Below are 25,088 nucleotides of genomic sequence, written 5' to 3' on the forward strand. Positions count from 1 at the left end.
TCCTTCGTACAACCTCGCTCTCATCATGAATAACACCACCCGTCGTACCTTCATTCGTAGCACCGCCTTAGGCGCAGCTGCGGCCTCACTCCCCTCTTTTGCAGCACCCATCGGGGCCAATGGTGATGTCCGCGTCGCGGTCATCGGCTTCAATGGTCGCGGTGCCGGCCATATCAAGAGTCTGGAAGAAATCCCCGGCGTGCGCATCGTCGCCCTCTGCGACGTGGACACCAACGTGCTCACCAAAGGCGTCGAGAGCCAGGCCAAGAAAAACAACACCGTCACCGCCTATACCGACTACCGGAAGCTCGTTCTCGACCCCGAAATCGACGCTGTCACCATCGCCACGCCGAACCACACCCACACCCTCATCGCCATGACCGCCATGGCCGCTGGCAAGCACGTGTACGTCGAAAAACCCGTCTGCCACAATATCTGGGAAGGCCGCCAGCTCGTCAATGCCGCCGAAAAAGTCGCCAAAAGAGGCATCGTCGTCCAGCACGGCATGCAGCGCCGCTCCAGCCCCGGCTGGCAGGCTGCTATGGACTGGGTCAAAGAAGGCCACATCGGCAAAGTCACCCTCTCACGCGGCATCAACTTCAAAAAACGCGAATCCATCGGCAAGCTCGCCGCCCCGGTCGAGGCCAAGGACGGCGTCGTCAAAGCCACCTTCCATGACCTGCGAGACATCAAGACCGATCCTGCGGGCAAACCACAGAACGTCGATGTCGATTACAAGCTCTGGGCAGGTCCACGCGGCGTTGGTCCGATCAACCGCTCTCAGTTCCACTACGACTGGCATTGGCAGTGGGCCTTCGGCAATGGCGACATCGGCAACCAAGGACCTCACCAGACCGACGTCGGTCGCTGGGCACTGGGTAATCCAGAACTCCTGCCGAAGCGTGTCATGAGTCTCGGTGGCCGCTGGGGCTACGACGATGATGGCGAAACCGCCAACAACCAGCTCGCCTTCTTCGACTACCAGCCCGCACCACTCCTCTTCGACAACCGCGGCCTTCCCTTGAAGGACATGGATTGGAAGCTGGAGCCCGTCTATCGCGTGAATGGCAAAACTGCCGCCGCCCGCGTCGGCAACGTCATCCACTGTGAAGGCGGTTACGTCATCGAGTCCAAAGCTTACGACAACGAAGGCAAGACCATCACGAAGTTCGACAACTTCAACGACGGCCAGGATCACATGCTGAACTTCATCAACTCCGTGCGTGCCGGGAAGCTCATCAATCCGAACCTCCACGTCTCCCACGGCTTCCACGCTGCCTCGCTCGCCCACCTCGCCAACATCTCCTACCGCCTCGGCAAGCTCGCCAGCGTGGACGAGGTCAAAGAGCGCATCAAAAACGACAAAGCAGGCACCGAAACCTTCGAGCACTTCGTGCAGAACCTCGTGGACAATAAAATTGACCTCAACGTCGATAAAATTAGTGCCGGTCCTTGGCTGGAGTTCGATCCTGTCGCTGAAAAATTCATCGGTGAATACGCTGAGGAAGCGAACAAGCTCGCCACTGAGAACTATGTGGAGGAATTTAAGCTGCCAGAAGTCGGCTGATCCACCCAACTACGCATTCAAGAAGCCGGGGACTCATCTCCCCGGCTTTTTTATGGCTTTCTCCTGCATTTTTGACATATCCGCACAGCGCCATGGAAAACTCCGTCCCACCATCCTTGCCCGTGCCCAGCGTCTCAGAGAGTGATAAGACCCTCGGCATCGTCATGCACATCCTCAGCCTCATTGGTCTTGCCATCATCGGCCCACTGATCATCTGGCTCATGAAGAAAGACCAAAGCGCCTACCTTGATGCACAGGGCCGCGAGCTGCTGAACTTCCAGATCAGCTACATCATTTACGGCATCATTTCCTTTTTCCTCATCTTCTTGGTCATCGGATTCGTGCTCATCTTTGTCATCGCCATCGCGTCACTCATTTTCACCATCATTGGCATCGTCAAGGCCGCTGACGGCCAAGTTTACCGCTTCCCATTCTGCATCCGCATTCTGTGAGGCGGCTACGGCTGAGTCTTCACGCCAAAAACAAACAGGCTACTTAGTGCCACACTCGTGCAGCCTTTCAGTTTGCCCTCCAAATTGCCGAGGCGCTGCTCTTCGTAGTATTCGTAGTTCGCGGGATTGAGCTGCACGGCCCACTCTGCGCCTGGCTTCTCCACCAGGAAAATGCGTCCTGCTGGGTCTGGTAGCACACGTAAGGCCCCTGGATACTTCCTCACACGGAATTTCTGCCGCCCTTGCACCTCTCCCCAGCCATCCACCGTGCCGTCCTTATGCAGCACGCAGAGGAAGTTATTCGACTCCGCGACAGAGAGCCCGTCCTTCACATTGAGATGCTGCTGGCCGATGTACAGGTTTTCTTTGCCCCAGTGGTGGATGATCCCCTCACGGTTCACGGCAAAGATGCCCGTCTGGTCATCATCACCCGTCACACTGACCACATCCTTCAGATCGCTGGGCGGGGTGGAATCGTTATTGAGTCCGTAACTCGAAGCCACATAGACTTTCCCATCGGTGGTGGTGATCCACATGCCCCAATCATTCTCAGAGGTGATGGAGGCCACGGTGCCACCGCCAGGCGGCGTCCATTTGCGGGTGTTACCACCATCATTCCAGATAAACACACTGCCATCGCCTAAAACCGCCGCGCTCTCATTAAAGCTCGTCGCGATCATCACCGCATCCTTCACATCCGCTGGAGCTGTATAGACTGCGCCCCCGCTGCTCCAGCTACCCCAGCCCTTCAGGCTGCCATCGGCCAGAATGGCTAGCCCGTGGTAATTATTTGCCGCTATTTGATACACGGGGCCAATCGTCGGCGGCACACTGCCCACACGACTGCGATTGTCACCGATGTAGCCGTTCTTGGTGCTGCGTTCGATTTTGATCAGCTCACCTGGCTTGCCGATGCGCTGGAGTTTCACTGCTCCCGTGCTCTGGGCAGGGGAGGGAGTGCTCAGCGCAGGTGTGGGTGCATTAGGTGTGCTCGTCGCCGCTACTGTGGGGGTGGATGCAGCGCTTTGAGTGAATGCCGTCGCGATGACATCTGCAAAGGGCTTTAGCTCACCATAACTCGCCAGCAGGGCCTCACAGCGGGCTGCGCCAGCGCTATCGCCAGCAGCTTGGCGTTTATTTGCCAATTGGCGCACGCTGCCCTCGATGCTCTTGCGTGCCTGCTCCATGCCTTGCTGCCGCTTGGTCTCCAGTGCCGCGATCTGCTGGCGGTAGATGCCGCGGAAACGCTTGTGCTCACCGGCTGTCGCCGCGTCCGTGAATGCACCTGGCACCGCCGCACCACTCGCCACGCTGCTGGCCTCTGCATTCATGGCGATTTGGTCTTTTGGGGAAGCTGTGGCCGCCGCACGCTTCAGTGCTAGGCCATACTTCGTCGTCAGATCACGCACGGCGGCGATCAGCAGCTCATCCGTCGTGATCGCATCCGCCGCCGTCACCGCGCTATCACGCAGCGCGGCCAGTTCAGCGTCGATTTGCTTCAAATCGGCCAGTTGGCGGCTCGCGATGGCCAGACGTCCCTTTTCTGTGCCCATTTTTGATAAATCCGGCAGCCGCAGGATGAAGACATCATAGAGATCTGGTGCCGCCGTCTGGCCCTCCGGCAGCGGACTGAACCCCGATACCACCGCCCAGCTCTGGTCGCGTGAGATGCTGATGCTCGTGATACGCGTGCCCACATTCAGGCTGGCCACTTCCTGATCTGTCTCCGCCTCACAAATGCGGACTTCTCCGCTGCTATGTCCGAGTATGAGAAAGCGCCCATCTGGCGTCCACTCCAGACCTGATACATTGGAGGACTTCACCGGCACCGCAGATGGCGTCATCGTCTGAGTATCGAAGATCCCCAGGTTCCTGCCTTTGATGCATGCCAGTCGGCTACCATCGGGTGAGAGACGCAACTTTTGACAATGCAGCGTGTAATCTGTGAGCGCCTGCAAGCGGCGGTGATCGCTCTGCTGGAAGATCGCCGCATGCATGGTGCCCATCGTCATCGCGCCTGCGGGTGCATTACTGGATGTGCTCGGAGTCACATCAGCACCCGTCACGACAAAGCGCCCACCGGGCAGAAAGGCCATTTGATAAGCTCCACGATTCCAGCCGTCCAGTTTGGTCAGGCTCTCCCCTTGGCGTGGCTGCCAGTGAAAGATGCCCCCATCCACCGCAGCGGTCAGCACATACGCATCCTTTTCATCCTCCGACCACACCGAGGTGATGAGATTCGCATTCGGTGCCCGCGTGCGATAGAGTACCTTGCCAGAGTCGATCTCGATGATGGCGCTCTGATCCGAGTCCACGTCGTCGATGAGTGCCCGGCGGCCATCTTTGGAGAGCTTGCCATAAAGCACCTCACCGAGTGGGCTGCGGTAGCTTTGCAGCATCTTCCCAGTCGCAACGCTCCAGATGCGGATGGTGTCATCCATGCAGAACGTCGCCACCCGCCCCTGATCAGGAAAAATCGCTGCACTATGTGTGGTGCTGTTGTGGCCTGTCAGACGCTTCAGGATCGCGAAATCACCCGGCTCTGGCTTAAATGCTGGCTCCTCCTTCGGTGCCGTCTCAGGGCCGTTTGGGCGTGTTTCGGGCGCGGGCGTGTTTGTGGCCATTTCCGGCGCTTTGGCCGGTTCATCGGCTTTTTTCGCATCAGCAGCGTCGGGGGCTTTTTCGTCTTTTTTCGTCGTATCGGCCTTCGGATCTGCTTTGGCCGCAGAATCGGCTTTTGCGGCTGCTCGGGCCTGGTTTTGGGCCTCTGCGTCAGCGATCAGGCCCTTCTCACGCTGTTTCTGTATGAACCAATAGCCGCCAGACACTAGCAGCACCACGGCAGCGGCCCAGAGCCACTTCGCAGCCTCGGCATTGCCCTGCGGCTCGATGCTCACCTTGCTCTGTGGTTTCTTCAGGTGTGACTGAGAACTCAGATGCGGCGGTGCCGCAGCGTGATGTCCCGCAGGCATCGGCGCAGCAGGCTTCGCCTGGTCCGCGATCGCTAGGTAGCTCTTGATCTCACTGCACCGCTGAAAGCGCTTCGCTGGATCAGGGGCTGTGCAGCGTGCCACCACGCTCCCAAAAGCCTCTGGCATGCCCTGGAAGGCAGAGCTCCCAGCCGCCAGTGGCGTCGTCTTGGTAAACATCTCATGGATCACCACACCTAGTGCATAGATATCCGCACGGTGATCCACCGTAGCACCCTGCTCTAGCCGCTCAGGTGCCACATACTCCGGCGTGCCGTACTCGAATTCACCCGCCGTCACTGCTCCATCGCCCGCTAGGCCGAAATCGACGATCTTCGCCTGCCAATCCTGGGTGATGAGGATGTTCGCAGGCTTGATGTCACGGTGGATCACACCGTGATCATGGGCGTATTGCAGCGCATCACAGAGCTGCGGCACCAGGGAGCGGATACGCTGCGCCGTCACCTCATTGCGGTGGATCAGGCGGTGCAGATCCAGCCCCTGGATGTGCTCCATCACCAGATAGAGATGCCCCATCACCGTCTGACCGAAATCATACACCGCCGCGATATTCGCGTGCGTCAGCTTTGCCATCGACCGTGCCTCTGTGATGAAGCGGCTCGCGTCCTCCGCATTCAGTGAGGCAGACTGTGGCAGCAGCTTGATCGCCACCCAGCGGTCCAGTGCCGCCTGCCGTGCCAGATAGACTGCACCCATGCCGCCCACGCCCAGGATGTCATGAAACTCATACTGCGGCAGCAGCGCAGCCAGCTGCTCCAGCGTCGGAAAGCCAGAGTCTAGCACCTGTTCCTCCGTCACGGACTCCGACTCCTCAGGAGTGAATTCCACCACCTCTTCGGGTGCCATTTCTTCGGCTTCTTCAGCCGGGATTTCATCGGGAGTCGTTTCGTCGCTCATGGGAGGGTGCGTTGAGAAGGATTCCCCTAAGCTACTACGAACCTGCCTGAATCAGCAAGCGCCGAATGCCCAGGCGGATCACAATCTCCCCCTCATGCCCATGAATCAGGCTTTGGATGTCAAAGCTCTGTAAAAAAGCTCTGCCTAGCCCAGCCCTACCGCGTCACGCACACGGGCCAGCGTCTTCCGTGCCACCGCACGGGCTTTTTCTGCCCCCTCCGCCAGCACACGGTCCACGTAGGCAGGATCAGCCGTGATCGCCGTCCGCTTCTCACGGAATGGGGCGAAATAGTCTCCCACCGCAGCCAGCAGGCGCTTCTTGAAGTCGCCATAGCCCACGCCGCCATTCACATGATCGGCCACCATCGCATCGTAATCCGCTGGCGATGCCACCAGTTTATACAGCGCTAGGATGGAGCTGCCCTCCACCTGCTTGGGCGACTCCACCGGGGTGGAATCCGTCTTGATGCCCATGATCTTCTTTTTCAGTGCCGCTGGCTCTTCAAAAAGCTGGATCGTATTGTCGTAGCTCTTGCTCATCTTTTGGCCGTCCAGCCCCGGCACCACCGCTGTGTCCTCCCGGATACGCGGATTCGGCAGTTTGAAGAGCCCTGAGCCGAATTTCTCATTCATCTTGATCGCGATGTCGCGTGTCACTTCCACATGCTGCTTCTGATCCCGGCCCACCGGCACCACATCACTATCATAGATCAAAATATCCGCCGCCATCAGCACCGGATATGCAAACAGCCCGTGCGAGGGACTGATCCCATTGGCCACCTTGTCCTTGTAGGAATGGCAGCGCTCCAGCAGCCCCATCGGCGTCACCGTGCTCAGGATCCACGACAGCTCGCAGTGCTCCGGCACATCACTTTGGCGGAAAAACACACAGCGCTGCGGATCGAGCCCACAGGCCAGAAAGTCGATCGCCAGATCCCGCACATGCGAGCGCAGCAGCCGCCCATCATGGATGGATGTCAGCGAGTGATAATCTGCGATGAAGTAATACGCCTCGCCCTCATTCTGGAGCTGCAAGGCGGCCTGCATCATGCCGAAGTAATTGCCGATGTGGAGTCTGCCGCTGGGCTGGAGGCCGGAAAGGATGCGCATGGAGGTAAGTGAGTGAAAGCCCGCTCCATAGGTCAAGCCAGCCGGAGGGTCAAGATCGCCCCATCTTGACCGCTTGACCACGCCAGCTCTCTCTTGCCCATTCCCACCATGCGCCAGCTCATCCTCGCCCTCCTCTTCACCATCGCCGCCGCCTTTTCAGCAGATGAAGACTTCAAACCACTCTTCAACGGCAAAGACCTCACCGGCTGGGACGGCGATCCCAAGCTCTGGAAAGTCGAAAACGGCATCGTCATCGGCACGAATCCCACGCCGGAGGCCATGGCGAACAACAGCTTCCTCATCTGGCGCGGCGGCACGGTGAAGGACTTCGAGCTTCGCGCCACCGTCCGCGTCATCGGCGATAACAACAGCGGCATCCAGTATCGCAGTCGCGAGCTGAAGGACGTGGCCCCGTGGGTCATCACCGGCTATCAGTGCGACATCCATCCCGCCATCGAGCACACCGGCATGACCTACGAGGAGCGCGGTCGCGGCATCTTCGGCCTCAACGGCAAAAACGTCCTCCTCGACCCCGATGGCGCCCTCTGGCAGCTCAGCGAGCACGCGCCCGTGAAGGTCGATGTGAGCCAGTGGAACGAATACGTCATCATCGCACAGGGAAACCGCCTCCAGCACTTCATCAACGGCCAGCCCACCTCCGAGCTCATCGACCACCACGCCGACAAACGCACCCTGGAAGGCCTCCTCGCCATCCAGCTCCACAAAGGCAACCCCAACCGCGTCGAAATCAAAGACCTGAAGCTCAAAGTGCTGCCCGAGGCTGCGATGGTGCCGTTTGAGGCTGCGAAACTCTCCACGGTGCAGAAGATCGAGAAACCGAAGACCAGCAGGCCGCAGGGCACGGGCCCGGTGGTGCCGGTGAAGAAGTGACGCGTTTCGGCGAAGCAAAGTAGCCCTCTCGCTCCGCGAGAGGAGCGAAGCGCTTCGCAAACACGAGCGTCTGCAAACTCTGATCGCCTTCCTCTCCGGCGCCAGCCCCCAGCTCATCTTGGGGAGCAAGATGGCTACTTTGCTTGCGCCATTTCGTGATCGTCATAGCATCGCGACATGCGTTTCTTCGATCCGAACGACGATTTGCTCATCACCCAGCGCAAGCTGCCGCATTGGGCGCAGGACGGCTCCGTGGTCTTCATCACTTGGCGCACGGCTGACTCCATGCCGAAGGATGTTCTCGAACGCTGGCGGGCGGATCGCAATCGTTGGCTCGATGTCCACGGCATTGATCCCACCCAGAAAGGCTGGAAGATGCGGGTGCAGGAGCTGCCGCCCGATTTGATGGCTGAATACCATGAGCGCTTCACCACACGCTGGCATGAGGCGCTCGATGCCAGTCACGGTGCCTGCGTGCTCAGCCAGCCGGAAATCGCGGACATCGTCGCCAACAGCCTTCTTCACTTCGATGGAGATCGCTACGAGATGCTCGATTTCGTCATCATGCCGAACCACGTCCATCTGCTGGCCACTTTCCCTGACAAGGCCGCAATGATCGTGCAATGCGACTCCTGGAAGCACTTCACCGCTCGCCAGATCAATGCCACACTCGGCCTTCAAGGCCGCTTTTGGCAGCAAGACGCCTTTGATCACCTCGTGCGCCACGAAGGCCAATTTCGCCGCCTGCGTGACTACATCGCGCAAAACCCGGTCAGAGCCGGTCTCCGAGCCGACCAAGCGCGTCTTTGGAGCAAAGCAAAGTAGCCATCTCGCTCCGTCGAGATGAGCAAAGCGCGTCAAAAAGACGGAATGCGATCGAGTTCGGCTGCGTTGTGGCCTTGCGTCAGCCCTCGGCTCATCTCGCGGAGCGAGATGGCTACTTTGCTCACGCCGATTCGTTGCCTTTCCACCCTATCTCCATGCGCCTCCTCTCCCTCCTCTTCTGGCTCCTTGCCCCATGCTCCCTGCTCCATGCCGCCGCAGGCGCTCCGAACATCATCATCCACTTCATCGACGACCTCGGCTACGGCGACATTGGTCCCTTTGGCGCGGTGAAGCAAAAAACGCCGCACCTCGACCGCATGGCGCGGGAGGGCATGAAGCTCACATCGTTTTACGCCGCGCCGGTGTGCAGCGTGTCGCGGGCGCAGATCATGACCGGATGCTATGGCGCACGCGTTTCCGTGCCCGGCGTGTATCCGCCCGGCAGCAAAAACGGGCTGCATCCGCAGGAGCACACCATCGCGGACCGCTTGAAGCCGCTGGGCTATGCCACGCAGTGCATCGGCAAATGGCACCTCGGCGACCAACCGGCGTTTTTGCCGACGAAGCAGGGCTTTGATCACTACCTCGGCATCCCGTATTCCAATGACATGCTCAAAACGGCGAGCGTGGACGGTCGCCGCGTCGTGCCGCTCGTGCGCGATGATCAGGTGGAGCGCCTGCTCGATGAAGCGGACCAGGATCGCATCGAGGAAATCTACACCGACGAGGCCGTGAAGTTCATCCGCAGCACCCAAGCAACGAAGAACGAAGAACCAGGCACCAAGAACACGGCGCAGCCGTTCTTCCTCTACTTCCCGCACACCGCCGTGCACACGCCCATCCATCCCGGCAAGGCCTTCCAAGGCAGCTCACAAAACGGCCGCTTTGGCGATTGGGTGCAGGAAGTCGATGCCAGCATCGGTCGCGTGTTCGACACGCTGCGCGAGCTGCAGCTCGACACGAACACGCTCGTCATCTTCACCAGCGACAACGGCCCCTGGCTCATCAAAGGCCCCGATGGCGGCAGCGCCGGTCCCTTGCGCGGCGGCAAAGGCAGCACCTGGGAAGGCGGCGTGCGCGTCCCCACGCTCGCGTGGTGGCCCGGCAAGATCGCACCCGGCAGCGTGAGCGATGCCGTCGCCGGCACCATCGACGTGCTGCCCACCTGCCTGAAAATCGCTGGAGCCGAGGTGCCCGCGCAGCCCGTGATTGACGGCCGCGATCTCTCCCCGCTGCTCTTTGGCCAAAGCAAAGACTCCCCACGCGAGGCGCACTACTACTTCTCCAGCTACAACCTCCAAGCAGTGCGCCAAGGCCCGTGGAAGCTCGCGCTCACCACGCAAAAAGAAACCATGGGCAAAGAAGCCGCCGACGATGCGAAAAAGAACCCGCGCCTCTACCTCCTCGATCAAGACATCGGCGAAAAGACCAACCTCGCCGCCCAGCACCCCGACATCGTCGCCAAGCTCACCGCCCTCGCCGAAAAGATGACCACCGAGATCGGCGGCGACGAACCCAAATCCCGCCGTCCGCCCGGCGAGGCCGAAAATCCCGTCACCCTCTATCCCACGAGCGACAAACCGAAGGCCAAAAACTCACCCAAAGCCTCTGCCAAGCCCGCCGACCTCTCCAAGCTCCAACCCGGCGACAAACTCGACGCCGACAAAGCCCCGCAAATCGCCGACAAGCCCTTCACCCTCACCTGCGAGCTCACCACCGCACAGCGCGATGCCATCCTCATCGCCCACGGCGGCGCCAGCACCGGCTACGCGCTCCATCTCAGCGGCGGCAAGCTCATCTGGGCCATCCGCCACGGCAAAACCCTCACCACCGCCCAAACCGACTACCCCTCCGACAACCATCCGCACAGCATCACCGCCACCCTCGCCAAAAAAGGCCAACTCACCCTCCAGCTCGATCAAAACAAGCCCATCACTGCCACCAGCCCCGGCCTCATCCGCTCGCAGCCCAAAGAAGACTTCTGCCTCGGCCACGACAACAAAGTGCCCGTGGCGAGTTACACAGCGAAGGGGAAGTTTGAGGGGGGGATTGTCGAAATAAAGCTTGTTCTAAAACTTTAAAGACAGCTCATCAAATTAGACATTCTATGAAAACATTTAGCCTTGGCAACACTGTCATCGATATAGCCGATTTTCTGGAAACCCGGATCGAGGAGGACACGCTCGTGGCATTTTGGCCAGAGTCGGATTTCGCGAACGTTCGTTTCTCGAAACTCACTCTGCAAAGGGACGGAAAAGAAGTGCAGAATGCGGGCAAAGAAATGATCGAATCTCGGGCTGCCAAATTTGATTTGGCACTGAATGATGAAGGTGAAATCGTTTGGTATTATACAACTCAAGAATCCTCTGAGGGAGCTCCGTGGAGTATCATGCATTATTGGTATGTCGGGCTTGGATCACATGTAGTCATTGCGTCATGTTTTATCGATTCGGCAAAGGCGGATACGAATGAGGCGAAGCAGGTGCTAGATTCGATGCTCGCATCAGTGAGATCTATTCGGCAGAAGCCGAGAACCAGAAAAAAGCGCTGATGGTGTTCGGATTCTGCCTCTGACGAGGAATCCAAAAACTCATTTGCTACGCCGTCAGCAGCCCCTTCGATGCTGGCGGCGATGCGTTCGCAGAACCTGATCTCGAAGACGTAGAAAATCATTTGCCTGCTCCGCAGGTTCCAGGATCATTGCCGCATCAAAGATGAGCTTCCAACAACTGTCCGCCAAACTCCGCCAGATTCGCTCCGAGATGCCGCGAGTCACCTCCGAGCGTGCTTATGCACAGATGGATCGGCTGATGGGACGGACGACTTCGAGCGACCCGAAAAAGAGTGGGCAGCCTTCCGTCAGTGGGCCGAAGCGCACGGCCTGATCCTCCCGAGGGATTTCCAGCCACCCGTAAGAGATGGAGGCCGTGAGCATGACGTGCGCCATGAAGCGGCGACTGGCTTGTGGTGGAAATACACCAAGCCGAACATGGCTGGCTACATCGTGAGCTGGACAGAGGGTCGCCCGTGGCTGCACAATGCCCTGCCACTTGACTACTTGGAACGCATGATTCGCCAAAACGAGCTGTTTGGTGACGATGTCCGACTTTTAGGACTGTGGAATCCGCAGGGACACGACTGGCGCATCATCACCACCCAGCCTCACGTCGAAGGGCGGGAAGCTACGCTGCCAGAGCTGGAGAAAGCCTTCATCGACGCTGACTTCGAAGTCCTGCCATGGCGTGGCCTCGGCTATACGGAGTCACTTTCGGTCCGCAAAGATGGCTTTGATGTCTGGGACATTCATCCCGCCAACGTGTTGCTGTCGGACTCAGGATTGCCCGTGCCTTTTGATGTGATGATCACACTTGTGCCATAGTCAGCTACTTCCCCATCAGCAGCTTCTCCGCAGGCACCAGAAAATCAAAATCATCGCGGCCATCGATCTCGGGGTCGAGTTCGCCGCAGTAGATGAGGCCGGTGCGGACGGACTGGCCTTTGGGGAGTTTCAGGCGCTTCACTTTCTCCCGCACTTCATCGACGAGACTGACGGCGAGGCGTTTGCGGAATTTGATCTCGAAGACGTAGAGGCTGCGGCGGGTGCGGATGAGAAGGTCGATCTGGCAGCCTTTGCGACGCAGGGTCTGCTTTTGCACATAGGGACCGGCATTGAGCACGAGTTTCCTGTCGAGGCCGATTTGGGCGAGCAGGAGGTCGAGATTGGCGTGGACGAGGTTTTCGAATTGCAGGCCCATGATGGTGTCCCCGGCGTCCAGCGTCTCCAGCGTCTCCAGCGTCTCCAGCGCGGTGTTTTTGAGCAGGCCCTTCGTGATGCGGGCCTTCACGGGATCGACATACTTTAAGTAGAAGCGCAGGTAATTGTCCGAGAGGCGGAAACGGGCATCGCGAGGCCGACTGCGACCGGTTTCCGGCTCAAACGGGATATCGCGAGCGATGAAACCAGCCAGCTCCAGATCGGTGAGCGAGGCGCTGAGGCTGCCGCCGCGTGCGCGGCCGAGTTCAGCGCTGATTTGATCCACGCTGCGCGGTCCAGCCACGAGCGTGCGCACGATCTCGCGGTAAGTCTCCGCCTTCCGCGTGAAGATGTCGTGGAAGATGCTGTCGAACTCACTGAAGAGCATGCCTGCGGCGTTGAAGCACAGATCGGCGATGTTTTGCTCCGCCGTGCGGGCGGGATTGATCTCCTCCAGGTAGCGTGGCACACCGCCCGTCACAGACAGCAAGCGCAGCTTTTCCGCTGTGCTGATGCGTGTGCCGCGCTTGCCCCAAAACTGCACGCACTCCGGCAGTGAAAGCGGCCCCAGCCGGAACTGCCACGAGCAGCGCCCGACGAATCCGGTGTTGTTGAGGATGTTCTCCTCTATCCACGATGACACGCTGCCGCACAGCACGACGACAAGCCGCTGCCGCTTGGAGAAATGCGTATCCCAGGCTGTTTTGAGATGCCCAGCGAAGTCGGCATCACCTGCGGCCATCCAGGAAATCTCATCGAGCAGCAAAACGACTGTGCCGCTGGCCGGGAGCTGACTGGCGAGGAGCTGAAACGCCGTGGGCCAACCATCGAGCGGCACTTTGGGTGCTTTGGTTTGTTTGGAGAGCTGATCCGCAAAGGCGTCGAGCTGCACCTGCCGTGTCATGTCCTCACGCGGAGGCAGCCCCATGAAGCTGAGGAAGTGATCCGCCTCCTGAGCGCATTCCGCGAGGAAGCGGCTCTTCCCGATGCGCCGCCGCCCCTGGCAGGTGACGAGTGAGGCGATCCTCTTTCCCAGCAGGCGGCGAAACTCTTCCCGCTCGTCCTTGCGTCCGATGTAGCCGTCTTCGTGAGTGCTCATGTCGATTTGGTGCCTGAAATTGGCGGCATACTTCTGGCACGAAATCGACATCATGCTGATTTGGTGCCTGGAATTTGAGACAACATTCTGGCACGAAATCGACTTTCGGGTCGATGTCGTCCTCCCTTTTTAGGGCGTGGCTTGACGAGTGCTCGGCTCTCCGTAATTGCGGTGGATGGCAAAGAGACGCAGACCCAATCGCAACCCGGACCATGGTAAAGGTATGCTCAAGCGCCTAGCGGAGCGTCCGGTGAAGTCTAAGGCGAGTAAAGAAGATGCGCCGGAAGTTTTTCAGCTCATGGATTTCGAAATCACTTGGGATGTGATGCCGGATGAGGCGGTGGATGCCCTGCCGAAAGCCACCAGGGACCGCATGCAGAAGATTTTCGACCTCGTTCAACGGAAGCCCAAAATGGTCATATCAGAGCTTCGGGAGCTGTCCGCTAGGCATCCGGAGGTCCTGTGCCTGACCAATTGGCTGATATCCGCACTGCGTGAGGGTTCGGATGCGGAGCGAAAGGAAGCGATGAGCCTGTCCGAACAGATGTTTCGGGAGAACCCCGGCTATTTCTTTGCCCGGATCACGCTGGCTGACCTCTTGCTAGGTAAAAGCGCGGTGGATGAAGCGGATGCGCTGCTCTTTGGGCCTCGCCTCGCGCTTCCCCTTCTATATCCCGGAAAAAGGTTTTCCACATCTCTGAAATCCGACATTGGGCTTATGTTTGCGCCTGGACGAAAATCCTGCTTGGCGAGCCGGAGATCGCGAGGGGCTATCGTGAAATGCTACAGGAGCTGGAGCCGGATTCACCTACCGTGCAGGACCTTGACAACATGCTGGATGGCGAGAAGTCGGACATCTTGCGCATGCTCGCGAACCTGCGGAAATTCACCGTCAAAGCCCAACAACGATCGGAGCAGCGAAAAGAGCGTCGCAAGACGAAGGAATCGGACTCGCCGCCCCGGAAGCCGGTGTCCAAGTTGCCCAGCACACCAGCATCAAACCCAGATCAGCTCGAATTCTTCGAGTAAGTTGAATTTGGCGCGAAGTGGACATCACGAAGCTGCTGGAAGGGGCGACGCATCTCGATCTGTGGCTGCTGTGCGGGCAGTCGAACATGAAAGGGCGTGGCGTGATGCCGGAGGAGCCGAAGAAGGAACCGCTGCTGAAAAACCTGAAGGCGATGAACGAGATTCAGCTCGCCTTGCCGAAGTTCGTGCCACACACGGCCTGCGTGGATGCGCGTGATCTGAAGGCACACATCGGCGATTCGGTGCATTTTGATACCGCAGCGCAAAACGAGATCGGGCGGCGCTTTGCACAGAAATGGATCGAGATGGGCCTGGCACGGATTCGCCCTTGATAACGCTCCTGCTTTTTCAGTCGTAGAAGCGACTGGAGCCGGGGAAATTACTTCCCGAGCAAGAACGCGATCAAGTCGCTCATCTGCTCCTGCGTGATGGCGGCTTCGAGGCCTTCGGGCATGAGGGTGCGGTCGAGGGATTTCATGTCTTTGATGGCGCTGCGGGGGAGGGTTTCTTTGGCTCCGCCCATCATGGCGAGGACGATGGTGTCGCTGTTTTCGCTTTGGATGAGGCCACTGAGGGTGCGGCCATCTTTGGTTTCGATGGCGTAGGCGCTCCAGCGGGCTTCAAACATGCGGTTGGGGTCGAGAATGTCTGCCAGGAGGCCCTCTGGGGGCTTTACTTTGACGTCGGAGAGCGGTGGACCGACATCGACGCCCATGGTGCCGTGCTTGTGGCAGGTGATGCAGATGGTGGCGAAGATTTGTTGGCCTTTTTTGGCGTCGCCGGGCTTCTTGGCGGCGTCGAGGTAGGCGGTGACGACGGCGGCGCGGTTGCTATTCGCCTCGCCGAAGAGCTTTTTGGCGAGATCGGCCATTTCGCCTTTGCCGCGCTGGTAGCTCCAGCGTTTTTCGACATCGACCCACGCGGTGGGGAACTCGCCTTTTTCCATGCGCTTGAAGAGTTCGAGCGCGGTGGTGCCGTTGCTGGTGAGGATGGTCACGAGGTCGCGTTTGAGGGCAGGACCGGCTTTGGGAAGTAGGTCGTAAATGAGCGGCGCGGTGCTGGTGGCGCTGAATTTCTTCAGCAGGGCCACGGCGGCGCTGGTGAGCTCGGTTGGCTGGTTGCTGGTGAGTAGGTTTTTCATCACTGGCTCGACGGCGGTCCATTTGCGTGAGGCCAGCAGCGGCAGCACGGCGAGGCGCTGATCGAGCGGTGCTTTCGCGTCGGCGACGATGTCGTCGATCTTGGATTGTAGCGCGGCGATCTCCTTGGCGGCGTCTTCATGGCCTTTGGGCAGCTTGGCGAGTCCTTGGAGCAAGGCGGGTTTCCACCAGAGGAGTTCGCCGGGTTGTTTTTGGAGAAGGGTGAGCAGCGCTTTTACATCATCGGCTTCTGCATCGGCGAGAGAGCCTGCGGCGAAGAGGCGTAGGGTGTCGCTGCGATTTTCGGAGAAGGTGGTGAAGAAGCTTTCGCCGAGCTGGCTGAGCACGCGGCCCATTTGTTTGCTGGAGGCGCTAGCGACCATCTTGGCCATCCACGGATCGTCGGCATGTTTGGTGATGATGGCGGCGAGTTCCTTGGTGTCGGTGATGGTTGGGATTTTGAGGAAGAGGGCGCGTTCGGGATGCTCGGCGAGTACTGGGAGTGACGGCATCTTGCCGTCAGCTTGTGATGGCTGGACGCCATCACTCCTTGTTCCCTTCGGCACCACACGCCAGATGCGGCCATGGTTCTCGCCTTGGCGCATGTCGTGGGTTTTGACGAACTCTTCGGGGAAGAAGCGGGCGTGGTCGATCCAGCGGCGGTAGATGTCGCAGATGTAGATGGCACCGTCGGGACCAGTGGTGAAGTTCACGGGGCGGCACCATTCGTCGCTGCTGCGGAAGAACTCGGTGCGGTCGCCGACGCGGGTGGCTTTGAGCGAGGCTCCGTTGGGTTCGACTTTGTAGCGGGTGACGAGCTGGCCGGAGGGATCCGGGACGAAGACGTTGTTCTTGAACTCGGGCATCAAGTGGCCGCGATAGACGCCGAGGCCGCTGCACGCGGTGTTGGTGCCGGCGTGGGCATCGGCGGTGGTGTGGGTGATTTGCAGCGGATAGACGCGGGTCTCTGCGCCAGGCGTGGCGATGTCTTCATGCACCTGCGTGATGCCAGCGTGCGGATTCCGCAGCATGGCCTCGTAGGGCATGACGGTGAACATGAGCGGGTTACGGTTCGAGCAGTAAAAATGGTGACCGTAGTCGTCGAATGCGCCGCCGTATTGGCCTTTGCCGCCAGTGGGGGTGATTTCGCCAGTCTTGGGGTTCCATTTGAAGTTGGAGCCCGCGACGTTCACGGAAGAGGATAGAGGAGAGAGGTGAGAGGATGGAGTTTTGCTCTTCGTGGCCGCATCCGGCTTTTCTATCTTCTCTCTTCTATCCTCTATCTTCTCCACCGGATAGATCTCCCGAGTGTCCAAGCCATTGTTGAAGTGTACACACCCATCGGGGCCCCAACGCGGGGCGCTGACCTGGAGCTGGCTGTGCCTGGGATTGAAGCCACGGATGAGGGGCTTGATGAGATCGGCCTTGTTGTCGCCGTCGGTGTCTTTGAGGAAGGTGATCTGGCTGCGGGTGGTGGCGATGATGCCGCCGTCGTAGGGGAGGAGTCCTTGCACGTTGTCCATGTGGTCGGCAAAGGTGACAGCCTTGTCCATGCGGCCATCGCCGTCCTCATCGGTGAGGAGTTGGATGCGGGAAAGCCAGGGATCGCCGGGATTCGGCGGGCCGAATGGGTAGTCACGCATGTCGGCCACGAAGAGGCGGCCTTTTTCATCCCAGGTGCATTCGACGGGATCGAGCACGAGGGGCTCGGCGGCGACGAGTTGGACCTCGTATTCGCCATCGAGCTGGATGCGCTTCATGCTTTCTTCAGGGGAAGGGCATCGCTCTGGCCATCACGCACGGCACCGATTTCGCTGCCGCCGCTGGCCTGGATGGCGGACCATTTTTCTTTGAACTCACCGAGCGGATACAGCTCGTAGCGGCGGACGATCATCTCCGCGCCTTCGGTTTGCAGCAGCACTTTGCCTTCGCTCGGTTTGCAGTCGAAGGCCTCATTGACCATCGCTCCGTTGACGAAGTATTGCAGCGTGTCGCCTTTGGCGATGACTTCGAGGCGGTTCCAGTCGCCGGAGGGGTTTTCGACGTCGTTTTTGCCACGGAAGCCCACGGTATCGCTCCAGTCCTCATCGCGGCCTTTCCAGTTGATGCGGCCTTTGGTCACGGTTTGGCGTGGTGAGCCTGCTTTCCAGATTTTCTCCTTATCGCGGTCGAGTGCGAACTCGGCAGAGAGGCTGGTGGTCAGCTCGGTGCCATCGGCGAGCTTTGGAGAGAGCACCAAAATGTCGCCCACGCCGCCCTCGATGATCTGCGCCTCAATGCTGGCCATCCAGGTGTCGCTGTAGGCTCCATGTGGACCGTAGGCGTGGAGGAGGATGCCGTTGTCCTTCGCCTTCTTTTCACGCACGCCCCAGGTCTTGGTGCCCCATTTGAATTCGAGCACGAGGTGGTAGTCGCGGTAGTTTTCCTTCGTGGCGACATAGCCGTAGCCGCGGCCGGAGATGTTGAAGTTGCCGTCTTTGGCAAAGGTCCAGATGTCCTTCGGGTCATCGTGGAAATCGGCCTTCGGATTGACGTGGTGCTCCACTGCGCCGGAGCGGATGACGTCGAGGAGGTCGATCTTTTTCGTCACTGGCTGAGCCAGAGCGGAGGAGATCAAGAGAAGGGGAAGGAGGATGGTTCTCATAGCAGTCGTGGAGGGAGTACGGCTGCCACTTGGCCTTTCGAGGCACGAAATAGCGCTAAAACGGCTACTTTTGTGCTGAGGCCGGTTGAGCTGGAGGCGGTGCTGGTGCCTTGGGCTCAGAGGAGACATCCTTGGAGACGGGGATGATGGGTGTCTCGATGATGTCCTCGTCAGAGGTGTTGAGATAGATGAAGAGGGATGTGCCCACGATGGTGAGCAGAATGAGGATGAGGATGCCGGTGAGGGTGATCTCGCCACCCTCTGGCTCTTTGTCCTCGGTGGAAAATTTTCTAGATGGAGGAGCGGTGGCTTTGACCAGTGGCGGCGGCGGTGGTAGGTAGGGCACGCTGGCTGCTGCCGGGGTGGAGTCCTCAGGCTCCTGTGCGGGCTCCTCTGTCTGCATGGAGACTGATGCAGGGCGTGGTCTGGCGGGTGCTGGGGCACCGAGCAGGTAGCCGCGACGGCGCTGGCTCAAAGGCTGCCCGGAGGAGAGCTGCGGGAGCTCATCATCCTCCAGCGCAAAGACGATCTCCTCCCCACCGAGTGTGAGGCGGAAGGGGGTGTCTGCCTCCATGTCGATGGAGGAGACGCCATTGACCACGCAGGGCATGTTTCGCGTGCTGGAGCTGATGTGAAAGCGCCGCACGCCGACACGCCGCACCATGAAATGCCGTGGCTGGATGCCAGGTCCCTCAAAAATAGCTGCGCAGTCTGGAGAGCTGCCGAAGATCAGATTCGCACCCAGCGGGCACGGCAGCGCGAGGCTGCCCTGTGACGTGGCGAGAGTTAAGCGTGATTCGGCGGACATGGTGTGAGGTATGGATTTGCTGCGGAAGGGCCGAGCTGCAAGAGGACAGCGCGGTGTGCAGCATTTCTCCATTCTAAATGCACGCGTGAGTTGCTGCGTGGAAGTTCCTGCGGCAATGCCCGTTTTCATCCCTTACTCATGTCTGATTCCTCTCCTGCGCTGTGGTTGCGCTCCCTTGTTTTTCTGATCATCTCTGGCGCGGTGGGTGCTGGTGGGTGGTATTTTTTCCAGCAGCAAAAAATCGCCGCAGAGGCTCCCAAGGCCGCCGCGAAAGCCAAAGGGGCGCAGAACATCACCACGGCCAAGGTGACTCGCGAGAGCTACGCACTCGATCTCATCGCGGTGGGCACGGTGCAGGCAGATGAGTCCATCGAGCTCAGCTCGAACGTCACGGAGACGGTCACTGCGCTGCACTTTGAGGACGGTCAGCAGGTGAAAAAAGGCACCCTGCTCGTCGAGCTCAGTGCCGCAGAGGAGCAGGCCGCGCTCTCTGCCGCGAAATCCCAACTCACGGAGCACGAGCGTGAGATCACACGCCTCCAGAGTCTGGTCAAAGATGGTGCCGCACCAGAGGCGCGGCTGGAGGAGCGCCGTACTCTGGCTGATGTGGCCAAGCAAAACATCCGCGAGGCCGAGGCGCGGCTAGCGGATCGTCACATCGTGGCTCCGTTTGATGGCTGGCTGGGGCTGCGGCGCATCAGCGTGGGGGCGCTGGTATCTCCCGGCTCGGTGATCGTATCGCTCGATAAGATCGACGTGGTGAAGATCGACTTCCAGGTGCCAGAGACGTATCTAGGCATGATCAAAGCGGGCACCCCCATCCTGGCACGCGTCGAGTTAGCGCATGACAAGCCTTTCAAAGGGAAACTCACGCAGCTCGACTCCCGTATCGATCCGGTGACGCGAGCCGTGGCCGCGCGGGCGGAGGTGCCGAATGAGGGGCTCGTGCTGAAGCCTGGGATGCTCGTCACGGCGATATTGAGCGTGGAGCCACGCGTCTCGCTATCGGTCCCAGAGCGCTCTCTCGTGCCCGTGGGGGAAAAGGCCTTCGTCTTCGTCGTTGATGGTGAAAAAGCAAAGCGCGTGGCGGTGCAGACGGGACGTAGGAAGCCCGGCTTCATCGAAATCCTCCGTGGCATCACGGAGAATCAACTCGTCGTAGCGGATGGGCTCGTCGGTCTCCAGGATGGCATGAGCGTGACGGTCAAAGGCGAGTTCACAGGGCCGGTGAAGGCCTTTAATCCTGAAGAGATGGCCGCGCCGAGGAACTAATCTCGCAGATACCTGCGCAGGAAGTCAGCGACGGATTTCATGTGCTCGTCGTCATAAAACTCTGCGCCACCGTGCTTGGAGCCTGGGAGCGTGATGTGGGTGACACGGAGTGATTTTGCCTCGTAGGCACGGGCGAGCTCCGTGGACTGTGCCGGCGGCATCTGCGGATCTGCATCACCGTGGAGCAGCAGCAGCGGCGGATCACCACGATCGAGATGGGCCACGGGACTAGCGAGCTGGGCCAGAGCGGGCGTTTTCTCTGGCACATCGCCCAGGAGCAGCTTCAGCGCGGGGATGCGCACACTGAGGCCGAATGGCGTGCTCTGAGCCAGGATGGACTGCAAATTCGATGCGCCGTAAAAACTGACGATGCAGGCCACATCGCTGCTTTGATCGAGATGTGTGCCGATGCGGCCCTCTAGGACGGTGTGGCCATTGCTGACACCCGTGAGCGCGGCGAGGTGCCCACCTGCGCTGGAGCCGATGATGGCGATTTTTTCCGTCTGGATGCCCAGGGAGGCCGATTTCGCCCGCAGGAAGCGGATGGCGGCCTTGATGTCATGGATCTGCGCGGGGAAGCGTGCCTGTGTGGAGAGGCGGTAGTCCACACTGGCGATGGCGTAGCCGTGCTGGAGTAGCGCCGCGATGGGGACATCACTCTTCGAGCCCGCACGCCAGGCTCCGCCATGCACATAGACGATGAGCGGTGCTTTTTCTGCCTGTGGGCGATGTAGATCGAGCCGCAGGGAGTGCCCATCGACGACGGCGTATTCGAGATCTGTCTGCGTGTCCGCATAGGCAGTGAGAGCGAGCAAAAAGAGGCAAAGGAGGGCTTTCATCAGTCAACAAAGCTGAACTCGTTCAGATTCAAAATTACACGGCAGGTGTTCTCCAGGCCTTCACGCTGTGCGTAGGTGATGAGAGCTGCGAGCTCGTCCTTTTTCGGCTCACGCGAGAGGGCGAGGACGAAGGCATGCCGCGTTTGTGCTCCGAGGTCCGGGGCCTCCTTACTCACGCGGGAGGCGAAGTGCCGCGCCATGCTCACGGTGAGGCCATTGTTCATCATCGCGAGAGCCTGGAGTGGGCTGAGGGACTCGTTCCGGCGGTCCACACGCATGGATGGGTCTGCGCAGTCCAGCACGGTCATGAAGGGCTGCTGCTGACTGCGCACGATGAAGCGGTAGATGCTACGGCGGTGGCTTTTCGGATCTTCTGGATCGTGCAGATGGTACTCGTAGTGCGGGGAGTGCTGCGGCTTGTCGATGATGAAGTCCTGGAAGCTCGCTCCGCCCATCGTGAGGTCCAGTTTGCCACTGACGGCGAGGATCGAGTCGCGGATGGACTCGGCATCGAGCTTGCGGCGGTTTTGGTGGGAGAGAAATTGATTGGAGGCGTCTAACCGTGCGGCGAGGGCGGATGCGCCAGACTTTTGGCGGTAAGTCTCGGACATCACGATGAGCTTGTGCAGCGCTTTGAGTGAGCCCTTCGCCTCGTCACGGAACCACCGCGCTAGCCAGTCGAGTAGCTCAGGGTGGCTCGGCTCACTCCCCATGAGGCCAAAGTCGTTCGCCGTTTCCACTAGGCCACGGCCAAAATGATGCTGCCACACGCGATTGACGATGCTGCGCCAGGTGAGGGCGTTGTTGCGGTCGGTGATCCACTTGGCCAAAGCGGCGCGGCGGGCGGATTCATGATCGCTGGTGGGCTGGTAGCGCAGGCCAAAGAGCTGATTGAGCGCCGTGATGCTGCCGGGACTGACTTCTTGCGCGGGCTGCTTCATATCGCCGCGTTTGAGCACCTGGATGATGCGTGGCGTGCCGTGCGTGCCTTTGAAGGAGCCGCTGCCGTAGTGAATGGCTCCGGCATAGACTTTTTGCGGTGCGGGTAGTTGTGGCAGGGCATCACGCTGCTGGCGTGCTGCGCGGAGTTTCTTTTGGGTCGCTTCATCGGCTTGAGCGAGCATGAGAGCGTCTCGCTGGCGGATGAGTTATTGTTTATCCTCCTCACTGCGGCTTTCAGGGGCGATGCCGTCGGTGAGATTAGCCCTGCGCCAGCGTGGCGCGGCCTCGATGCTGTCGAGGGCGGTCACGGGACGATTCGCGGCGAGGTTGGGGCCCGTTTTGCTGTCATAGACCTCCATTTCGGCCAGGGCGAAGATGTAGTCTCCTCTGCGTGGCGCGAGCTTTACGGCCGTGACGCGGACGAAGCGGCCGGTGACGCCGTCATCGCCTGCGGTGCCGCTTTCAAAGGGCTTCAGGCCTGGATTGGCGAAATCGTTCATGAAAGTGGCGTCATGCTTGCGCCAGACGAGGGAGACGCCGGTTTTGAAGGTGGGATCATCGCTGACTTCGATTTTAAAGCGCAGCGGGAAGCCGAATCCTCCCCCGATGCCGCCGAAGTCATCGTAGCAGGGCTTGAGCACGATGCGCTCGACCTGCACGCTCCTGCCGAGATCGAGCTGGACCCACTTCACCGCATCCTGCGTCGGTGAAATGGCGCTGTGGTAGCCGTAGTCGGGTTTAGCGTTCGGATTGGCACTTTTCTCGGCTGCGCCGTCGATGCGCTTGCTGAGGGCGGAGTAGGCTGCGCCGGCTTTTTGCTTCAAAGGTGCCTCTAGTGCGGCGATTTCGTCGATGAGCTGCCTCTTCTGTTTCTGAAGCGTGGCAAATTTCTGCATCGAGGCGTCATCGGGATAATAATCGACCTCTGTGCGGTCGATGGCGGCAAAGACGGCCTGGAGTGAGTAGTAGTCCTCTTGGCTGATGGGATCAAATTTGTGATCATGGCACTGGGCACACTGCACGGTGAGGCTGCAAAAGGTGCCGATGGCGTTTTGCACCATGTCATCGCGATCGAGGTGGCGAGCGATCTTGCCGTCGATCTTGGATTCAGGCACCTCAGCATGGCCGATGTAGTCCCACGGCCCCGCCGCGATGAAGCCGAGTGCGGTGACGCCATCGGTGGTGCCAGGATAGAGCACATCGCCAGCGATTTGCTCCTCGATGAAGCGTGTGAAAGGCTTGTCGCCATTGAGTGCCCGAATGACGTAGTCGCGGTAGGGCCAGGCGTTCATGCGTGGCTTGTCTTTGTCATAGCCATGCGTTTCGCCGTAGTGGACGAGGTCCAGCCAGTGGCGTGCCCAGCGCTCGCCATAACGCGGGCTGGCCAGGAGCTGATCGACGAGCTGCTCATAAGCTGCGTCTGACATCTCCGCACTCTCTGAAGGCGCAGGCGGCAGGCCAGTGAGGTCAAAGTGAAGCCTGCGGATGAGTGTGCGTGCATCGTCACGCGGGGCAGGGGAGAGGCCTTTTTCCTTCAGCTTGGCGTGGATGAAGGTGTCGATGGAGCATGGCTGCGGCAGATCACCGCGCAGTGGCTGAAAGGCCCAGTGCTCACCGACTTCGACGGCGAGTGCAGGCGTGGCGAGGAGGGCGATGAAGGCTGCGCGGAGCATGAGTAGCACTCACTTATACGGCGTAAGTCGGTTACTTTCGCCGTGGTATGTCCGTCGCGTCGAGTACGGCACCACGCAGGTTTTTGAATTGCAGTTTCATGGTGGGAGCACCGGCTGTGAGTGTGAGCAGGAGGTAATTGTCCTCGCGGGCGTGAAACTGTGACTGCGGGTCTTTGTAGAGGTCACCATCGCCTTTGAGGCAGGTATTGAAATACGGCAGGCTACCTGTGAGCACGGCACGGTCTGCAAAGTAGCCAAAGCCGGTGATCAGAGCGCTGCTGCGGCGGAAATGCGCGTGCCAGGCACCTTTGGTGAGGCCTTGTAGCTGCGTCTGCTTTTCATTCATGAGTGTGAGCACGAATCCGCTCGTCGTCGTGGCCATGGTCTGGGCATACCACTTGTACTGCGGCGCATCTGCCTGCCAGGCATGGCAAGTCTGCCAGGTGCTGCCGAAATCCTGGATGTGATTCAAATCGAGCGCGATGAGGCGCAAATCGAAACCGGGGAGATCGAAGTGCCAATGCCACTCCTCACCAGGTAGAGCGAAGAAATCACGATAGGCAGTGGCCGCGACGTCATAGACGGGCTGAGGAGGTGGCTGCGGGCCACGAGGGGTGATCTCGCGGTCGTGATTGCCCAGGATGGGCATGCAGGGTGTGCTGCGGAAGAGCTCACGATGTGCATCGATGAGGGCGCTGAAGGCCCTTGTGCCTTCTTTGCCCTTTTCATGCAGGCTGGCGACATTATCGCCGCAGGTGACGAGCAGATGCACATCGTCTTGGACGATGGCGCTCACGTCTTTGCCCATGGCAAAGCCCCAATCACCGACGATGGCGATGCGGAGATCTTTGCTCGGGTAGCCTTTGAAGGTGTAGATGGGAGAGGCTTCATCACCACTACGCACGCGGTAGTGATACAGCACGTCCCGCTGCCCTAGCGGTATCTCGACGTGGTGCAGCGTGACTTTCTCTGCCGCAGCGACTCGCTGATCGAGCGCTGCGCTGGTGCCGAATTCCACGATGGAGTCCGCCGGCGCATCTGTTTCCCAATTGAGGACGATCTTGGAGGGATCGCTCGTCGCGTGGGTGAGCCAGATGCGCTGGATGGGCGCGGTGAAGGCCGTGGAGGTGAAAAGCAGGAGCAGCGCCCGAATCATG

19 protein-coding genes and 1 pseudogene are annotated in these 25,088 nt (G+C 59.7%); 11 read left to right on the forward strand and 9 right to left on the reverse strand.

All coding sequences use genetic code 11. The features are described 5' to 3' along the window. The first annotated feature begins 25 nt into the window (after positions 1 to 25). Both IPK32_08320 and IPK32_08325 read left to right on the forward strand, forming a co-directional pair. Positions 26 to 1,567 carry a Gfo/Idh/MocA family oxidoreductase gene (locus tag IPK32_08320; protein ID MBK8091975.1) on the forward strand — a complete coding sequence of 514 codons (1,542 nt, stop codon included), beginning with the start codon at positions 26 to 28 and terminating at the stop codon, positions 1,565 to 1,567. A 92-nt stretch (positions 1,568 to 1,659) separates the two neighbouring features. Beyond that, positions 1,660 to 2,019 (forward strand): DUF4870 domain-containing protein, encoded by a 360-nt coding sequence (locus tag IPK32_08325; GenBank protein MBK8091976.1) that lies wholly within the window; start codon positions 1,660 to 1,662, stop codon positions 2,017 to 2,019. Positions 2,020 to 2,024: 5 nt separating this feature from the next. On the opposite strand, the gene IPK32_08330 is transcribed toward IPK32_08325, so the two are convergent. Then, complete coding sequence (locus IPK32_08330) at positions 2,025 to 5,906, reverse strand: protein kinase (protein ID MBK8091977.1); 3,882 nt, start codon at positions 5,904 to 5,906, stop codon at positions 2,025 to 2,027. 144 nt (positions 5,907 to 6,050) lie between these two features. Beyond that, positions 6,051 to 7,016 (reverse strand): tryptophan--tRNA ligase, encoded by a 966-nt coding sequence (gene trpS / locus IPK32_08335; GenBank protein MBK8091978.1) that lies wholly within the window; start codon positions 7,014 to 7,016, stop codon positions 6,051 to 6,053. A gap of 108 nt (positions 7,017 to 7,124) precedes the next feature. On the opposite strand from trpS, the gene IPK32_08340 reads away from it, so the two are divergent. From IPK32_08340 to IPK32_08365, 6 genes are all read left to right on the forward strand, one after another. After that, on the forward strand, positions 7,125 to 7,907 hold the full coding sequence (locus IPK32_08340) for a DUF1080 domain-containing protein (protein MBK8091979.1): 783 nt from the start codon (positions 7,125 to 7,127) through the stop codon (positions 7,905 to 7,907). A gap of 177 nt (positions 7,908 to 8,084) precedes the next feature. Next, positions 8,085 to 8,732 (forward strand): transposase, encoded by a 648-nt coding sequence (locus IPK32_08345; protein ID MBK8091980.1) that lies wholly within the window; start codon positions 8,085 to 8,087, stop codon positions 8,730 to 8,732. A gap of 155 nt (positions 8,733 to 8,887) precedes the next feature. Further along, positions 8,888 to 10,813, forward strand: coding sequence for a sulfatase-like hydrolase/transferase (locus IPK32_08350; protein MBK8091981.1), 1,926 nt, complete (start codon positions 8,888 to 8,890; stop codon positions 10,811 to 10,813). A gap of 26 nt (positions 10,814 to 10,839) precedes the next feature. Beyond that, a complete protein-coding gene (locus tag IPK32_08355) occupies positions 10,840 to 11,283 on the forward strand; it encodes a hypothetical protein (GenBank protein ID MBK8091982.1) in 444 nt (147 codons plus the stop codon). Positions 11,284 to 11,446: 163 nt separating this feature from the next. Beyond that, positions 11,447 to 11,617, forward strand: coding sequence for a hypothetical protein (locus IPK32_08360; protein ID MBK8091983.1), 171 nt, complete (start codon positions 11,447 to 11,449; stop codon positions 11,615 to 11,617). 53 nt (positions 11,618 to 11,670) lie between these two features. After that, positions 11,671 to 12,111, forward strand: coding sequence for a hypothetical protein (locus IPK32_08365; protein MBK8091984.1), 441 nt, complete (start codon positions 11,671 to 11,673; stop codon positions 12,109 to 12,111). Between the two features lie 4 nt (positions 12,112 to 12,115). Here IPK32_08365 and IPK32_08370 read toward each other — a convergent pair whose 3' ends face one another. After that, positions 12,116 to 13,639, reverse strand: coding sequence for an ATPase (locus IPK32_08370; GenBank protein ID MBK8091985.1), 1,524 nt, complete (start codon positions 13,637 to 13,639; stop codon positions 12,116 to 12,118). A 759-nt stretch (positions 13,640 to 14,398) separates the two neighbouring features. Between IPK32_08370 and IPK32_08375 the strand changes: the two genes are divergently transcribed. Both IPK32_08375 and IPK32_08380 read left to right on the forward strand, forming a co-directional pair. Next, positions 14,399 to 14,614, forward strand: coding sequence for a hypothetical protein (locus IPK32_08375; GenBank protein ID MBK8091986.1), 216 nt, complete (start codon positions 14,399 to 14,401; stop codon positions 14,612 to 14,614). Between the two features lie 17 nt (positions 14,615 to 14,631). Beyond that, positions 14,632 to 14,946 carry a hypothetical protein gene (locus IPK32_08380; protein MBK8091987.1) on the forward strand — a complete coding sequence of 105 codons (315 nt, stop codon included), beginning with the start codon at positions 14,632 to 14,634 and terminating at the stop codon, positions 14,944 to 14,946. Between the two features lie 47 nt (positions 14,947 to 14,993). On the opposite strand, the gene IPK32_08385 is transcribed toward IPK32_08380, so the two are convergent. Genes IPK32_08385 through IPK32_08395 form a run of 3 tightly spaced genes read right to left on the reverse strand, consistent with a single transcriptional unit; the run spans position 14,994 to position 19,205 of the window. Continuing rightward, positions 14,994 to 17,513, reverse strand: coding sequence for a c-type cytochrome (locus IPK32_08385; protein ID MBK8091988.1), 2,520 nt, complete (start codon positions 17,511 to 17,513; stop codon positions 14,994 to 14,996). Next, a complete protein-coding gene (locus tag IPK32_08390; GenBank protein MBK8091989.1) occupies positions 17,510 to 18,526 on the reverse strand; it encodes a DUF1080 domain-containing protein in 1,017 nt (338 codons plus the stop codon). Before IPK32_08390 ends, IPK32_08385 begins: the two co-directional genes overlap by 4 nt. After that, positions 18,462 to 19,205, reverse strand: a complete 744-nt coding sequence (locus IPK32_08395) for an FHA domain-containing protein (protein ID MBK8091990.1) — start codon at positions 19,203 to 19,205, stop codon at positions 18,462 to 18,464. The genes IPK32_08390 and IPK32_08395 overlap by 65 nt, the downstream gene beginning before the upstream one ends. Before the next feature lie 138 nt (positions 19,206 to 19,343). Here IPK32_08395 and IPK32_08400 point away from each other — a divergent pair, with 138 nt between their 5' ends. Next, positions 19,344 to 20,477 carry an efflux RND transporter periplasmic adaptor subunit gene (locus IPK32_08400; protein ID MBK8091991.1) on the forward strand — a complete coding sequence of 378 codons (1,134 nt, stop codon included), beginning with the start codon at positions 19,344 to 19,346 and terminating at the stop codon, positions 20,475 to 20,477. On the opposite strand, the gene IPK32_08405 is transcribed toward IPK32_08400, so the two are convergent. The 3 genes and pseudogenes from IPK32_08405 to IPK32_08415 all read right to left on the reverse strand — a co-directional run bounded on the left by IPK32_08405 (position 20,474) and on the right by IPK32_08415 (position 25,087). Further along, positions 20,474 to 21,316 (reverse strand): alpha/beta hydrolase, encoded by an 843-nt coding sequence (locus tag IPK32_08405; protein MBK8091992.1) that lies wholly within the window; start codon positions 21,314 to 21,316, stop codon positions 20,474 to 20,476. The genes IPK32_08400 and IPK32_08405 overlap by 4 nt on opposite strands. Continuing rightward, positions 21,316 to 23,931: pseudogene (locus tag IPK32_08410) on the reverse strand (DUF1553 domain-containing protein). The gene IPK32_08405 and the pseudogene IPK32_08410 overlap by 1 nt, the downstream one beginning before the upstream one ends. Before the next feature lie 31 nt (positions 23,932 to 23,962). Continuing rightward, positions 23,963 to 25,087 carry a metallophosphoesterase gene (locus tag IPK32_08415; GenBank protein ID MBK8091993.1) on the reverse strand — a complete coding sequence of 375 codons (1,125 nt, stop codon included), beginning with the start codon at positions 25,085 to 25,087 and terminating at the stop codon, positions 23,963 to 23,965. Between the last annotated feature and the right edge of the window lies 1 nt (position 25,088).

The sequence above is a fragment of the Verrucomicrobiaceae bacterium genome, from assembly GCA_016713035.1.
Taxonomy (GTDB): domain Bacteria; phylum Verrucomicrobiota; class Verrucomicrobiia; order Verrucomicrobiales; family Verrucomicrobiaceae; genus Prosthecobacter.